This is a genomic window from Candidatus Protochlamydia amoebophila UWE25 (assembly GCF_000011565.2).
In the GTDB taxonomy this organism is placed as follows: Bacteria; Chlamydiota; Chlamydiia; order Chlamydiales; family Parachlamydiaceae; genus Protochlamydia; species Protochlamydia amoebophila.
The window spans coordinates 1185357-1201015 of sequence record NC_005861.2 but is presented as its reverse complement, the minus strand read 5'-3'; the positions used below and the strand labels follow the sequence as shown (position 1 = coordinate 1201015).

The 15659-nt window shown below is 38.2% G+C and carries 12 protein-coding genes and 1 pseudogene; 10 read left to right on the top strand and 3 right to left on the bottom strand.

What is annotated here, in order from left to right; all coding sequences use genetic code 11:
- Positions 1–422: 422 nt before the first annotated feature.
- Entirely contained in the window at positions 423–1808 is a 1386-nt protein-coding gene (locus tag PC_RS04730) for an MATE family efflux transporter (RefSeq protein ID WP_158024974.1), read from the top strand.
- Between the two features lie 57 nt (positions 1809–1865).
- Here the strand turns inward: PC_RS04730 and PC_RS04725 are convergent, their stop codons facing one another.
- Positions 1866–2204 (bottom strand): TMEM14 family protein, encoded by a 339-nt coding sequence (locus PC_RS04725; RefSeq protein WP_011175530.1) that lies wholly within the window; start codon positions 2202–2204, stop codon positions 1866–1868.
- 175 nt (positions 2205–2379) lie between these two features.
- On the opposite strand from PC_RS04725, the gene PC_RS04720 reads away from it, so the two are divergent.
- The 7 genes from PC_RS04720 to PC_RS04690 all read left to right on the top strand — a co-directional run bounded on the left by PC_RS04720 (position 2380) and on the right by PC_RS04690 (position 9195).
- Positions 2380–2820 (top strand): globin domain-containing protein, encoded by a 441-nt coding sequence (locus PC_RS04720; RefSeq protein WP_011175529.1) that lies wholly within the window; start codon positions 2380–2382, stop codon positions 2818–2820.
- A 370-nt stretch (positions 2821–3190) separates the two neighbouring features.
- On the top strand, positions 3191–3634 hold the full coding sequence (locus PC_RS04715) for a hypothetical protein (protein WP_011175528.1): 444 nt from the start codon (positions 3191–3193) through the stop codon (positions 3632–3634).
- Between the two features lie 90 nt (positions 3635–3724).
- Positions 3725–4291, top strand: a complete 567-nt coding sequence (locus PC_RS04710; RefSeq protein WP_042282615.1) for a DUF4019 domain-containing protein — start codon at positions 3725–3727, stop codon at positions 4289–4291.
- A gap of 158 nt (positions 4292–4449) precedes the next feature.
- The gene (locus PC_RS04705) at positions 4450–4881 is read left to right on the top strand and encodes a LexA family protein (protein ID WP_011175526.1); all 432 of its coding nucleotides are present in this window, start codon (positions 4450–4452) and stop codon (positions 4879–4881) included.
- Positions 4862–6172 carry a Y-family DNA polymerase gene (locus PC_RS04700; protein WP_232086059.1) on the top strand — a complete coding sequence of 437 codons (1311 nt, stop codon included), beginning with the start codon at positions 4862–4864 and terminating at the stop codon, positions 6170–6172. Before PC_RS04705 ends, PC_RS04700 begins: the two co-directional genes overlap by 20 nt.
- Positions 6173–6259: 87 nt before the next feature.
- Positions 6260–8524, top strand: coding sequence for a Tex family protein (locus tag PC_RS04695; RefSeq protein WP_011175524.1), 2265 nt, complete (start codon positions 6260–6262; stop codon positions 8522–8524).
- A gap of 74 nt (positions 8525–8598) precedes the next feature.
- Positions 8599–9195 carry an NADPH-dependent FMN reductase gene (locus PC_RS04690; RefSeq protein WP_011175523.1) on the top strand — a complete coding sequence of 199 codons (597 nt, stop codon included), beginning with the start codon at positions 8599–8601 and terminating at the stop codon, positions 9193–9195.
- A 309-nt stretch (positions 9196–9504) separates the two neighbouring features.
- Here the strand turns inward: PC_RS04690 and PC_RS04685 are convergent, their stop codons facing one another.
- Positions 9505–9702 carry a transposase gene (locus tag PC_RS04685; protein WP_181679056.1) on the bottom strand — a complete coding sequence of 66 codons (198 nt, stop codon included), beginning with the start codon at positions 9700–9702 and terminating at the stop codon, positions 9505–9507.
- A gap of 5 nt (positions 9703–9707) precedes the next feature.
- Positions 9708–9965 (bottom strand): annotated as a pseudogene (locus PC_RS11720) (transposase).
- 566 nt (positions 9966–10531) lie between these two features.
- Here PC_RS11720 and PC_RS04675 point away from each other — a divergent pair.
- Positions 10532–15349, top strand: coding sequence for a hypothetical protein (locus PC_RS04675; RefSeq protein ID WP_011175520.1), 4818 nt, complete (start codon positions 10532–10534; stop codon positions 15347–15349).
- Positions 15350–15362: 13 nt separating this feature from the next.
- Positions 15363–15608, top strand: coding sequence for a transposase (locus PC_RS04670; RefSeq protein ID WP_155117138.1), 246 nt, complete (start codon positions 15363–15365; stop codon positions 15606–15608).
- Positions 15609–15659 lie beyond the last annotated feature (51 nt).

Below are 15659 nucleotides of genomic sequence, written 5' to 3'. Positions count from 1 at the left end.
ATTTAGTTTAGTGTATATCAAGCTATTCATTTCAAAGGGGGTTGACAATTCCTGCAACTTCTTCTATATTCAAAAATAATTTGAATAACCCTCAATAAAAATATTCGAAATCTACTATTGATTTTCTTTAGAGTGGGTGACAAGTACTCTACAATACTATGCAAATTTCGCATGAGAAACGATAGACCTATAATATATAAAATTCCTTTCTAAAAATTGCGCAAAAATAATTTGGTTTGTGATTTAAACTTTGAAAGTTTTTTTTCGAATTTATTTGCTGATCTTATGATGGTTTGAAAATTATTTTTTATCAGATCAGCAAAAAAATTGTGTGAAAAAATGTAAATTAAATCACTGATCAGTCGAAAAAAATCGTGAGACCAAAAGAAATTACTTTTGGACTATTGATGATAGGTGATTATATGATGTCTTCTCCTTTGTCTCCTTTGAATTTGAATAAATTAACAGCTTATCCTCAAGGTTCGATGGGGGAGTTGTGGCAAATTTCTTTTCCTTTAATGCTTTCTCTGATGTCTGTCAGTTTAATGCTTTTTCTAGACCGCCTATTTTTAGCTAACTATTCTCTTGAGGCTCTAAATGCTTCTGCTAATGCAGGAATTCTAGTTCAGTTTTTGCAGTTTTGGTGTATTTCAACTGTTAGTGTCGCTGAAATTTTTGTAGGGCGTTATAATGGATCAAAAAAATTTGAAAAGTTAGGTCAACCTGTTTGGCAAATGATTTGGCTTTCTTTAGCCTCTTTTTTTTGGTTTATTCCTCTTGCTTTATGGGCTGGCCCTTATTTTTTTGATGGTCATCCTTCTGCTTTGCTAGAAATAGAGTATTTCAAATATTTGTTGTGTTTTGGTCCTCTGGCAGCTCTTTCAGGAGCGATTTCTGCTTTTTACATTGGACAAGGACAGGTAAAGTGTGTGACTTGCGTAATGGCTGTTTCGAATCTGGTGAATATCGGCTTAGATTATTTGTTAATTTTCGGGTGGGAGCCGTGGATTCCTGCTTTAGGTATTAAAGGAGCTGCTATCGCAACTGGAATAGCTCTGACAGTTCAAGTTGTAATTTTCGGGTGGGATTTTTTCAAAGCCAGTAATCGAAAAGAAAAAGGGACTAACAAATGGCGAATTAATAAACGTCTTTTTCGGAAAAGCCTTAGTATTGGCATCCCCAATGCTTTTGCTCACACACTCGAATTGATGGCTTGGGTTTTGATTTTTCATTTGATGACAAAACTAGGAACAGATTACATCACAGTTGTGACAGTCGCGCAAAGTATTTTCTTTCTTTTCACTTTTATGACGGAGGGTGTTTCTAAAGGAGCAACAGCGATTGCTGCAAATTTTTTTGGAGCAGAGCAACATGAACTTGTGTGGAAATTACTAAAATCAGGTTTAAAGCTTTACTTATTCGTTTTTTTACTTTTAGGCGTCATTTTAGTTTGGTATCCAGATCCCTTAATCCATTTATTTTTAGTACAAAAAGAAGCTCTAAGTCCTGCCGTACTTTCTACTTTACATGCAGCATGTTTTTGGGTTTGGTTATTTTTTCTATTTGATGGAATTAATTGGTTGTTAGTCGGGCTATTAACGGCTGCAGGGGATACGCGTTTTATTATGAAAGTGGGAGGTACAGGTCCTTGGATTGTGGCTTTGTTACCCATTTACTTCTTCGTATTTAAGTGGGGAGCTCCGGCAAATATTGCTTGGATGTTAATTGCTCTGTATGGAGTTGTTTCTAGCCTCATTTACTTATGGCGTTTCAAAACCGAAAAATGGAAATATGCTTTTGTGACTTAAGCCGATGCTGAATGACGACACTGGAAGCTGCCATTCAGAATTGATTTATCTTTTTGGTTATAAAGAATTTTCTCGGCAGCAAAATGCTTTTAAATTTGTCAGCAAGTAGGCAAGTAAGGCTGTGGTTAAAACAAGCATGAGCCCAGCTGGCATGAATTTGTAAGACAGAGAAAATCGATATCCAAAGAAGGCCAAAAGAAGTCCGGCAATTAAAAGAGTTCCGTAGTAGCCCCAACTTTGTCCTTTATGGACCAAATAACCACATCCTAATAAAATAGCTGCGGTAATACTAGAAGCAATTAAAGAGGCTAGGCTGTTAGCCACGGCATGGCCGACAATTCCTCCAATCAATACAATAATGGCGTAAATCCAGATAACTTTAGGTAATCCTTGCATAGCAAACTCCTTATGCGGAAATTTTTTTCGTGTTGAAAAATTATTTTAAAACCAAACCAAAGAAATATTCAAGGTATAAACTCATTTCGGGTCTAAAGAATAAATGACAATAGATAAAATAGCTGGACAATAGAAAAATAAATTTGTTAAAAAGGAGTCTTTTTAAGGAATTTTTATGTCAATAGAAGAATTTTATGTTCCGCCCAGTGGCCCTCCTCAAGGGATTACCCCTGATTCACGCATTTATTCATTAATGGGGGAGGACAATATCTATAAAATGTTAGAAGATTTTTATTTAGAATTAGAAAAATCTTCTATTCGCCACCTTTTTCCTGCAGATATGAAAGCTGCTTCTAAAAAATCGGCCGCTTTTTTTGTTTTTATTTGTGGAGGACCTCCTTTATATCAACAACAATTTGGCTCTCCTCGCATGCGGCAACGACATTTACCCTTTGCCATTGATGAAGAAGCTAGACAAGTTTGGTTGCATTCTTTTAAACATATTCTTCAAGGTGCAGAGCAAAAATACTGTTTTCCAATGGAATATATGGGTAGTTTTTATCGCTTTTTGGATCAATTTTCTACTTGGATGATTAATACTCAATCTGAAAAATAAATTTATACTCCAGTAGACTCAAATTTTTTTCTTCAAGAGAAGGGACTTTTTTATTAAAAAAATAATTTGAATGCATTGACTTGTAGTTTTCATCCATGATATGGATAGATTATAACCTTCAATTTGAATTTTCTTTTCGAGATTTAACTTTTTGTTTGATTCGTAAAATAAAAATTCAGGCATAGGTTAACGCTCATTTTCGACTCCGACAAATTTTTACGTTAAAATAAGTTTTTTAAGTTCCTGTAATTGCTTAAAATACTGTGAAACTAGGCTCTTTTTTGGAGAAAACTAGTGTTAATATCAAATACCTATCTAGCCTGAGAAAGAGTCTTTTCAAAGGTTTGATAGTCTTAAAAGGGAGAAAACCATGTCTTGTCAAGATCAATCTTGTGGAACTCATCATCATCATTATCATTCCGACCATAGCTCGCATGGATGCTGTGAAAGCAGCTCCTGTGGAAGCCACTCTTATTGTGGAAATAGCTGTTCTTGTTCATGTGGTTGCCAAAGTTCTTGCTGTGGAGAGCAAGATCATGCTCAAAAATTTTTAGCTTTAGCAGACGCAGCATGGATGGAAGTTTTAAAAGAACGTATAAAAGAACATATCCGTGCAAACGATTCATGCATTGAAAAATTAGCACAAGCCATTTGCGAAGCTAATCAAGAAAAATGGGAAGCCAAAATGGCAAAAAAGAAAATAAAAGCTGACTTTGAAGAAAAACTTAAAAATATTCTTTGCTGCGATAGTCATTGTGATAGCCATTGTGAAACAAAGAATACAGGCAATGGAAATAAGGGTAACGGAAAATAATTTTTTAAGTGCTAATCCTAAAAATATTAAGGATTAGCACCTACCTTTTGAGGCTTGATGCTATTCTTAAAAAAATTTAAGGGAGATAAGATGAATAAGGACAGTTTGATAAAATTAGTAGGAAAAATTGGATTAGGAGTGATTTTAGTTCAAGGGTCTGCTTATGCTCAACCTTCTGTCACTTCGACATCACCATCGGCAGTATCCACACCTGTGCCAAATAGTAAAACACCTACACAAATAGTAAATCCAGTTCACGTATCTAATAATCAAGCTCAATCAGCACAAGTCGATCAAAAGGCTTGGGCAGCTTGGATGATTGAAGCAGCTCAAGTCGCTAAAGATTATGTCGAGACTCTGGATAAAGGGCAATATGCCCAGAGTTGGGAAAAAGGAGATACTCTTTTTCAACAAACAATTACTCAAAAAGAGTGGGAAACAACGCTAGATTTAGCAAGAAAGCGTTTAGGAGAAGTTCAATCTCGTACGCTGAAAGATGAAAAGCCAGCAATTGATCCCCATGGCCTTCCTAAAGGGTCTTATATGGTTATTGAGTACAACACTTCATTTGACAAGGCTCCTAATTCAGGAGAGTTACTGACTCTTAGAAGAGGCACTGATGGCCAATGGAAAGTGTTGACCTATCAAGTCAACTAAAAGCTAAGTCTGCCACGCCACTTGTCTTGATGACAAGTGGGGTTATCATTAAAAAAATCATTAGGGCTTGTTTTAATTAGATTTTCCTATCAGAATTAAAAATAAAACATTTATTTCCTAATCACTAGAATCCTAATAGTGATTTGAAGGTTAGCCCAATGACGTTGATTTTTTTAGAAAATATTTCTTCTGCTGAAAAACAATTTTATCATTTACCCTTTTACCAGCAGACGATTTCGGCAGGTTTTCCATCTCCAGCTGAAAATGAGATGGCAGATCGCATTGATTTGAATGCTTTGTTAATTAAGCACCCTTCCGCGACTTTTTTCCTTAAGGTGTCTGGTTCTTCGATGATTAATGCAGGGATTCATCATCAAGATATTTTAGTTGTCGACCGAAGTTTGCCTGCAGTGGATGGCAAAGTGGTTATTGCGTCTGTTGATGGAGAATTAACGGTAAAAAGATTAAAAATAGCATTTAAAAAAGTGCAGTTGATAGCTGAAAATGATCAATATCCTTCTATCGAAATTTCCGAAGAGATGAATCTGCATATTTGGGGGGTTGTGACTCATGTCATTCATGCTGTCTAATTCTGATTGCGTGGAATCATTATCAAGGGATCAATTCATTTTAGTAGATTGCAATAATTTTTATGTATCCTGTGAAAGATTATTCAATCCTAACCTTGAAAAGAAACCAGTGGTTGTTTTATCCAATAATGATGGATGCGTAATTTCCCGTTCTCAAGAAGCCAAGCTTTTGGGCGTTAAAATGGGGGAACCTTACTTTCAAATTAAAGCGCTTTGTGAATTTAGAAATATTCAAGTGTTTTCTTCAAATTACGCGCTCTACGGAGATATTTCAGAGCGTATCATGAACCTCTTATTCGAACATGCCCCCGACCTAGACATTTATTCAATTGATGAAGCTTTTTTAAAATATCCTTCTAGTGTTGCCCCTTCTGATTTAGTTTCTCTTTGTCACGAATTACAAAAGAAGGTTAAAAAATGGGTGGGAATGCCTATTTCTTTAGGCCTTGCTAACACAAAGACACTTGCAAAAATGGCCAATGATCTCGCCAAAAAAATTCAAAATTTCTATGTGTTTGATTTAAATTCATCGGTTCGTCAAAAGGTCTTACAAAATTATTTGATTGGGGATGTTTGGGGGATTGGACGAAATTTAAAAGAAAAATTAAATGGAATGAATATTCACACGGCCTGGGAATATGCACAAATGGATCCTTCCATTATTCGCAAACGACTGGGTGTGATTGGAGAGCGAATACTATGGGAATTAAGAGGAGTTAGCTGCTTAGAATCAGATGAAAAAGTCTCTAAAAAAAGTTTGCTTTATTCTAGGTCTTTCGGACATGTTCTTTCAGAGATAACCCCTTTGTCCGAGGCTTTATCTACCTACGTTTATACAGTGGCTGAAAAGTTAAGAGCACAGGGAAGCCTAGCAAAAGCGTTGTATATATTTTTAGAATATCAAATTCAGCCCGGAAAGAAGATGCGCTGTTATGATAGTATTACTGAAATATTTCCAGCTCCAACTAAAGACACAGGAGAGATGATTAAGGCCGCGAAACGAGGGTTAAATAAAATTTTCCGTCGTGAAGAAAGATATAAGAAATGTGGGGTCATTTTATTAGATCTTTTACCTGAATCATCTTCAAATTCTGATTTGTTTTTAAATCCTGTAGATCCCAAGCGAACACAATTAATGAATACCATGGATGCATTAAATGCTCGTTTTGGTAAAAAAAAATTATTCTTTGGAGCAATGGGAACAGACGTAAGCTGGAAGTCTCGAAAAGACTGCAGCTCAAAGCACAATCCTTCTAATTGGCAGCAGCTACCCATTGTTTTAGCTAAGTAATATTTGAGGCCATTTTTTTTCTAGATTGCAGTTAACAATAAGTACTGTTAAACTTTGACCTCCTTATGATTTTATGAAGAGAGGTTTATGTTAGAACAAACGCGCCAAGTATTTATGATTCAAATCGCTCAAGAACTTTCCCTTTCTGTCCATTCTGTCAAAGCTGTAGTTGATTTATTGGAAGCGGGAAATACGATTCCTTTTATCGCCCGTTATCGAAAAGAAGCGACCAGCAACCTAGATGAAGTTCAAATTAAAAACATTCAAGAACGACACAATTATTTAAAAGAATTAGAAGAAAGACGGCAAACAATTCTTACTTCGATTGAATCGCAAGGAAAACTGACAGATGCCCTACGAGAACAAATTTTAGCTTGTAATGTCAAAACAATTTTAGAAGATCTTTACTTACCCTATAAACCTAAACGACGCACGAGAGCGATGATTGCTCGAGAGAAGGGACTAGAGCCTTTAGCTCTTTTAATTTTAAGTCAACCTCTTCAAGGAAATCCGCAAGAAGCAGCCAGTTCATTTATTAATGAAGGAAAAGGAGTTTTGGATGTCAACCAAGCGATTTCCGGAGCTCTTGATATTGTAGCTGAAATGATTGCTGAAGAGGCTGCTGTTCGTTCGTATGTTCGAGAAATATTTGCAACAGAAGGTGTTGTTGTTTCAAAAGTGCGTTCTAGTGTCAAAGGACCGACAAAGTTTGAGCAATATTATGATTTTAAAGAAAAAGTTAAAACAATTCCTTCTCATCGCTATTTAGCTATTCGACGCGGTGAAAAAGAAGATATCCTCGATTTTTCAATTGAAATAGAGGAATTTTCTGTCATTTCACAAATTGCAAAATTAGTAAATCTTAAACCAGCTTCTCCCTTTAGTTCTCATTTATCACAAGCAGTTGAAGATTCTTTTAAAAGGCTTCTTTATCCTTCTGTAGAAACAGATGTCCGTTTAGATTTGAAATTAGCCTCGGATCGAGCGGCTGTAGATATTTTTGCCAATAACTTACGTCATCTTTTATTAGCTTCTCCCCTAGGTGGAAAGTCTGTTATTGGAATCGATCCCGGCATTCGAACAGGCTGTAAATGTGTGGCTGTCGATGAGACAGGTAAATATTTAAATACGATCACCATTTATCCTTCTCAAGGAGCAAGAGCGCATCAACAAGCAGAAAAAGACTTAGCGACTTTTATTCAGTTCTACAAACCTTATGCGGTTGCGATTGGTAATGGAACGGCAGGTCGAGAAACAGAAAGTTTTGTCAAACAACTGATCAAAAAAGATGCTTTAACGGGCACCCTGGTTGTCACTGTTAATGAATCGGGAGCAAGTGTTTACAGTGCCTCTGATGTCGCAAGGGAAGAATTTCCCGATTTAGACTTGACAATAAGAGGGGCCATTTCAATCGCTCGCCGATTACAAGACCCTCTGGCTGAACTTGTCAAAATTGATCCAAAATCAATTGGAGTTGGACAATATCAACATGATGTTCATCAATCTCTTTTACAAGACCAACTTGTTCATGTAGTGGAAAGTTGTGTAAATCATGTAGGAGTCGATTTAAATACAGCGAGCGCCCCTTTACTATCTTATGTTTCTGGGATCGGTCAGTCGCTTGCTCAAAAAATGGTTAAATATCGAGAATCTCATGGCGCTTTTAAAAGTCGTCAGCAGCTTAAAAAGGTCCCTGGATTTGGAGCTAAAACCTTTGAACAAGCAGCGGGATTTTTGCGTATCAGAAATGGAGAATATCCTTTAGACTCTTCAGCAGTTCATCCGGAGCGTTATGAATTAGTAGAACAAATTGCTAAAGATTTAAACCTCTCCTTGAGAGATTTAATTGATCATCCCGAATTTGTCGCTCAAATTGATTTAAAGAAGTATATGAGTGCCTCTGTAGGAGAGTTGACCTTAAAAGATATCCTGCAAGAATTAAAAAAGCCAGGTCGAGATCCGCGAGCAACTTTTGAACCTCCCAGCTTTCGCGAGGATATTTTATCTATTCAAGATCTTAAACCAGGGCTCCATTTAGAAGGAATAGTGACTAACGTAACAGCTTTTGGGGCTTTTATCGATATAGGTGTGCATCAAGATGGGTTAATTCATTTATCAGAGCTTTCCGATCACTATGTCAGCCATCCCAATGATGTGGTGAAAGCTGGAGATAAGCTAAAAGTAGAAGTTTTAACAATTGATGTTGAACGTAAGCGCATTTCTTTAACGGCAAGAGTAGGCCAAAATCGCTCTACTAAAGAGCCAATACAAGTTGCTAAAGAGTCTTCAAAGCCAAAAAGGCAAACCAGATCCCAAAGTAATTTTATTTCTAATCCGTTTGCTTCCCTTTAAAAATCCCCTGTTGCATGTTTGGAAAAAAGCTGTTAAAAGAGGTTTTTGAAGATTAAAAAATAGGAGAAATTGCGATGGATAACCAACCAAAAATATTAGCTTTTGCAGGCAGCTTAAGAAAAGACTCTTATAATAAAAAACTTGTTAAAAACGCGATGAAAGGAGCTGAACAAGCTGGAGCAAAAGTTACTTATATTGATTTAAATGATTATCCGCTCCCCATTTATGACGGGGATATCGAAGCGAATGAAGGGCTTCCTGAAAATGCTTTAAAACTTAAAAAGCTACTGTGGGAGCACGATGGTTTTATCATTGCTTCTCCAGAATATAATAGTTCTATCTCTGGCGTATTAAAAAATATGATTGATTGGACCACGCGTCAGGCTACACCTGAAGAAGTCTATTTAAGTTGTTTTATCGATAAAGTTGCTTTAATTATCAGTGCCTCTCCAGGAAATTTAGGAGGATTAAGAGGGCTTGTTCATTTAAGATCTATTTTAGAAAATATTCAAACTTGGGTCATGCCGAGCCAAAAAGCCATTTCCGACGCTGCTAACGCTTTTGATGAACAAGGAAATTTAAAAAAAGAACAAGATCGCAAAGCCACTGAAGAACTCGCGAAACAATTAGTTGAAAAAACAAAGAAACTTCAACTTGCCAGTGTTGCTTAAAAAGTCTTTAAATCATTTGCAGGCTTTTGGACGAAAGTTTAAATGCTTGCAATATTCACTTGAACAGATCGTTAAATGGAAATACTCGCAGCCGTTTTAGCAACCACAAAAACTTCACTTTCCCTTCTTATTCAGCTAACAAACGCCAGTTTAACGTAAGAAACCCTCAAAAATATTCTAGGAGCCTAGCAGCTTCGATTTCTGTCTTTGAAAAGAACAGTCGAGGCTTGGATGGGTTCAAGCAATAATTAGCAAAAGCAGCCATCAGATTGCTCAGAAAGTTTTATCGACTTCGGTGCCGATGATGTTTTATCTGACAGCTATTTTCAACAGATAATTCACACTTTCAATCATAGCCCTCTTTTTTAGCATGAGTTTATCCACTAACATGATCCATTGATTTTTCATCTTCTTTACTTTTGCGAAAAGATGTATTCCCTTTTGCATTAAAGTATGAGCCAGTTTTTCTGAAATAGACCCTCTATCTGCGAATGTTTTTCCTTTCATTCCTTCTACCATTTCTGGACGGGTTTGCGATCATCCATATTGCCAGTTGTCAACTTAAATGAGACAATTTCTGCATGATGATTAATCACAAGATGGAGCTTAAATCCAAAGAACCAACCGATGGTTGTTTTTCCCATTTAGCGTGGCTCTTTAAAGACACGATGGGAAGAGGCACGTTTGACATGGCAAACCGTTAATACGGTAGAGTCTATCAATAAAATCCCTTCACAGATACCCTGATGTTCTTGGATCAAGCAAAACATCGAAAAAAATGCTTCAAAGGTGAGTTGAAAAAAATCTTGAGTACCCAACAAGATGAGGGAATAGATATTTTAAAGTTGTTTTTACATGGTTTAAGTAGAAGTGTTTGAATGCTCTATCATTGAAACGATGAATGAGAAGCAAAATCGTTAGCACTTCACTTAAAGGTCTTCTAAAAGTTTTTTTGCGGATTTTTCTTTTCGTTTACTCCATTGGCGATGGATTTAAAGGCAAAGGAACAATAACACATCTTTTTAGTCGATGAGAGCGAATTAACTCTCACTTTCAGAAAAGCATAGCTGCTAATGAAGTTAAGTGAAAATGGTGGAGCTTTGCATCGACTAAAGTAAAATTTTTATCTTTTAGCTTGAAAGAATTTTGAATTGATCCCTTAGTGAGCTAGATTTAAAGCTTCAATACTTGAACCAAACTCTAGCAACCTAACTTTCTTTCCTCAGTCAGTTAAAATTCTATAATAAATTTTTCAAATTTTAAATTGATTGGAGTGTTTCTTTTTGATAGTATCTTTACGACGTGAATTTTTGTTAAATCAAAGGATAGCCAAGTCATGCAAAGCACTCATCCTATCTCGCCCCAACCTTTTAGTGAACAACCATCAAAATTAGAAGACTTAAAAAGCCTCGATGCAATTTTGGCTACTATTAAGAAGGAAAAATATTCTCGAGCCGTCGAGCAATTTAATTTTTTCATGGCCTTTTTGCCGCCCCATGCGGAAAAAGAGATACTCAAAAAAATTTTTGACTGCCTCTTGTTGCTTATTCCCGTCGTAGAGTCTCCTAAAGAGATAGAAGAAGGCATACGTTTACTGCTCAACTTAGCATCAGACGCCTGTTTTGCAGAAGAACAAAAGCAGTTAGCTAACGAACTCGCCAAATGGCATTACAAGCAAGGAAAACAAGAACGGTTAAACAAGAAACAATTTAAAGATCCCATCAATGCCCTTCATTACGCAGTAAAGGCTCAGAGCATCTCGATGGCTTCCCCAGAATCCCAACGCCAAGCTTCTCGCTACTTTAAAGTCGCTTCAACGTCCCTTAGCGTTTTTAAGCAACGTTTGAAAAAAGCAAGAGCCGAAGATAAGAGTCAGGAAGTTGTGCAACTCATCACAAACCTTGAAACGCGTTTTAAAGCGATCTGCTGCAAGGGTGAACAGCATGCTTTGATTAAATTATTCTATAAACAAGTACGTAAACTTATAGCGGCTCTATTTAGCAAGCGAGGGGGACAAAAGCCGATAGAGGCAAGTGGGCTGCATCATCTAAAACCAACGATGGATCGTTATTTAAACAGTAAATCTCTTCCCACGGCTTGCTTTATCACAACTACCTACCTAGAGAAATTAAAGGCTTATCGTGAAAAATTTCGAACACTCTATCAGGCGATCAATCCGCAGAAGTTTACGATAGAAGAGATGCGTGCTTTGCAAAAAAAAGTTTCGACGGACTTGATCACTTTTCTGCAAGGTTTAGTCGAGGATGCCATTGCCATTTTAGGAGATCCTCCGTGTTCGTACGATTTACGGGCAATGGGATCTCTAGCCAAAGAAGAGATCTGCCCCTACTCAGACTTAGAATGGTGCATTCTCATGGAAGCAATTGAGCATCGCCCGTACTTTGTAAAATTAGCTCGCCTATTAGAACTACAAATAATAGCCTTGGGAGAGGATCCCGCACAAGGCTTACCCGTCTTTACTTGTATCGGGACTAAGCACCGCTCCGGTTTCCATGTCGATTGTGGAGGCAATCCAGCGGTTGTCCCTGATCTTATCCATACCCCCGATGGATTGGCGCAGATGCAAAAAATAGAGGAGTATCCTTCTAATTCGCATAGTAATACGCTGCGCAAAACGATTTCTTTTCACCAGAGCACTCCTGAGCTCTTTGGCCTCTACCAAGCGCAAATGGGCACCTATCTCGATGAAGAGTTGCCGCAAACAGGAGAAATCAGGCGTAAGTGTCAGGCGCTACAGCTGCTAACGGATCGCCTGCAGACCTATGAACAGATTTGGTGCCATCCCTTTAAAGAGAAGATTATCGATCTAAAAAAACACTACACGGAGCTGCTCCATCATCTTTTAAATGATTTATCCCTTTATTTCGGCATGGAAGAAGCCAATACACTCGATCTCATTGATGCGCTCGTGAAAAAGGAAATTTTCACACCAGAAAGTGGCTTCTTATTGCAAGAAGCGGTGGCGGCCATTTACCTAAAAAGAGTGGGTCTCCATTTTATCTGTGGGGAACAAAAAGAAGAGGTTAGTCTAGAAGAATTTCGTGATGAAAAAGAAATCCTGGCCAAAATTTACTGGCTAGTCCTGCGCCCTCTTTACCGCAAACTAAAACACTGTCTCTCCAATCCAGAATGCTATGAATTGAAAATTTGCATTTCTAATCTGGATTCTCATTTTCAAAAAATCGATCTCCTTCGAGGAGCTTATTACGAAGAGGAGCTGTGCCCCGATAACATAGAAAATCTCAAGCCCTGGATCGCTCATTTCGTGCATCATCTCGTTTCCAGACAACGAGCTGATGCGCTTGATCCGGATCCGGCTTGGCATTGGCATGAAGCTTTCTACCAAAGACTCTCCCAGATGACTTTCACGGAACCTCTAAGAGAAATTTATCTTAAAGTCTTAGATAGCTATCCCGCGGAAGAAAATTTGGCTGCGTTAAGCGCTCATCTTGCCTCTATCCCTAATCCAAGTGGGGTTAGGCAAAGCCAGCGTTTAGAAGAAGAACAGTTTCAACAAGCAATTCTTGCCATGACAACCAACCAGCCGGATCCAGACGATCCCTTCCAAGTCAAAATCCGCTGCCCGGCAGTACCACATGCGCGGTATCTCAACCAGGCCGTGTGTGAACAAATCTTAGAAGAAACAGGCAATCTCAAACGGCAATATAAAAGCGCTCACCCTGTTGCGAGTGCAACCCATAACGGATATCAGCTGCATTTTAAACAAAAGCCGACCCATCCTTTGCTGGAATATGCCATCCATGCGCTGACGGCACGCATTGCGGGTCATTTGAGCTCCCCAACGCAGCTAGCACGTTTTGAGGTCGACATCAAAGGGAAAAAACGAGTCTATCCCGTCTTAATTTCTAAAACCATACAAGGGCAGACGTTAGAAAATGTCAAACAGCTAGACGTCAAGCAATTGACCTGGGCTTGCCTGTGTGCCTTATTGACACGTCCAGGCGATGGACGCTTCTCGAACTATGTTGTCGAAGAAAAGACGCACCGCATTTTCTGCGTCGATAACGATATTTCTTTTGTCGAACCGGTCATCCACCATTTCTTCGGACATAAGGTTCATTTTACTTCGGCTCTTTTTTGCTTAGATGCTAAGTACTATTTAGACTCTGAAGTGTTGCAGGCTTTTCTCCGTTTAGAGCCTAACCTCATTCTCAATAGTTGGCTTGAAGACTTAATCCAAAAAGATGCGGCTTATCGCGAACTTCAACTTTTTAATTCTAAAGAAGAAGAACAGTTATATGAAGAAAACCCAGAAGATCGCTTTAAAGGAACGCTCCTTTTACGCAACGGCACGGTGATGAATTTACTCGTGCAATTTTACCATCTGCAAGACCGCTTGCGCCAAGCTTTAAAAGATAAAAAAAGACTTGCCCCTATCGATCTTTTACCCTATCTCGTCAACTTACGGGGGAGTCACAAGCAAACCCTAGATCGCTGGGTTTATTTTAAATATAAGCAAGCTGCTGCAAGCAGTTTAGATCCCAAACAAAGGCTACAACAAGCGATCGACCGCCAAGTAGACATTTCTCTCACTTCCACCCAAGCCGACGCAGCCAGCTTTGGCAAGCCTCCGACGTTTGAAGAAATTCAACAGCGCGAAGAATACTCTCCTGAAAAAGCTCAAAGTGAGCTTTTTGCGTTTACCCTAAACCGGTGCACCTCAAATGTGGCGTTTGGGACAAACAAAGAAGGAGAATGGATTGAAGCAGATTTTAAGCACATGGTCAAAGGGGAAAGATTTGATCGAGAGCGGCAACGCCTCGTGTTACATGCCTTAATCTTTTTAATGAAAAATAAAGGTCTTCGACCCCGAAAAGTCACTTTAATGAACTGCGTTGTTTTAGATCACATTACGTTAAAACCTTTTTTGCATGTTGAACTCGACTATTTAAATGTAAGCGGTTGTTCATTTATTAAAGAAGAGGCCATTTTGGAAATCGAAAAGTGCTCTCCCAATCTCAAAACGCTTTATTTAAACCGTTGCGCTCAGCTGCGTGCGTTTGAAAAACCACGCTTCCCCCTCGCACCAACCTATTTGCAGTTTGCCAAATTAGAAGAATTGCAACTTAAGAGGTGTGTGGCACTTGCCTCGATTCAGCTAGATGCTCCTCTTTTGCATATTCTTAAAGCCGATAAAAATCCCCATTTAAAAACACTTTTTTTTACAACGTTTGCTCCCTATTTCAAAGGGAGTTTTATACGATGCCCGACTTTAGATTTAGAAACGGTCAAAAAAGAAAGAATAAGCAAAATTTTAAGGGAAATAAAAACCTCAGAAATTGACCGTATAGAATTATTTCAACTTTATAGGAATGATTCTTGGCTCAATTCGCTTAGCTTTAGTTACAGAATAATAAGTGATAAGAAAGCGGAAGTTATTGCTAATGGACTTGCTTTTAATACGGCTCTTAGTTTTCTTCGGCTTAATAGTAACCAGATAACCGATAGGGGAGTAGAAGCGCTTGCTCATGCTCTTGCTTACAATACTGCTATTAAACAATTCTGGCTTGACAGAAACCAAATAAGTGATGAGGGAGCGAAAGCAATTAGTAAAGCTCTTACTTCCAATAATACCTTTGAGACAATCTCCCTTGAATATAACCAAATAAGTGATGAGGGAGCGGAAGCAATTGCTCAGGCTCTTGCTTCCAATACAACTCTTAGGGAACTCTTTCTTAACGGAAACCAAATAAGCGATAAGGGAGCGAAAGCAATCTTTAAGGCTCTTGCTTACAATACTGTTCTTAAAAAACTTGCTCTAAGCTATAACCAAATAAGTGATGAGGGAGCGAAAGCAATTGCTCAGGCTCTTGCTTCCAATAATACTCTTGAGACACTCTCCCTTGAATATAACCAAATAAGCGATGAGGGAATGGAAGCTCTTGCTCAGGCTCTTGCTTCCAATACAGCTCTTAGAGAACTCTCTCTTAACGGAAACCAAATAAGTGATGAGGGAATGGAAGCTCTTGCTCAGGCTCTTGCTTCCAATACAACTCTTAGGGAACTCTCTCTTAACGGAAACCAAATAAGCGATAGGGGAATGGAAGCTCTTGCTCGGACTCTTGCTTCTCATAAGTATTTCCGGGTTAAGGGTAATCTAATAAAGCATTAAGAGGTTATAAACAATTAATCAAGCTCTTACTTCCAAACTTGTCCCAGAAACGATACAAGGGGTGAAAGGAAAAGCATTCGCAGATAAAGGGGATATGTCAGAAAAACTGACCAATATTCCACTACAAAAGGAAATGCATCTTTTCACAAAAGTAAAGAAGATGAAAAAACAATGGATCACGTTAGCGGATAAACTCATGCTAAAAAAGAGGGCTATGATTGAAAGTGTGAATTATCTGTTGAAAATAGCTGTCAGATAGAACATCATCGGCACCGAAGTCGATGGAAATTTCTGAGCAATCTGATGGCAG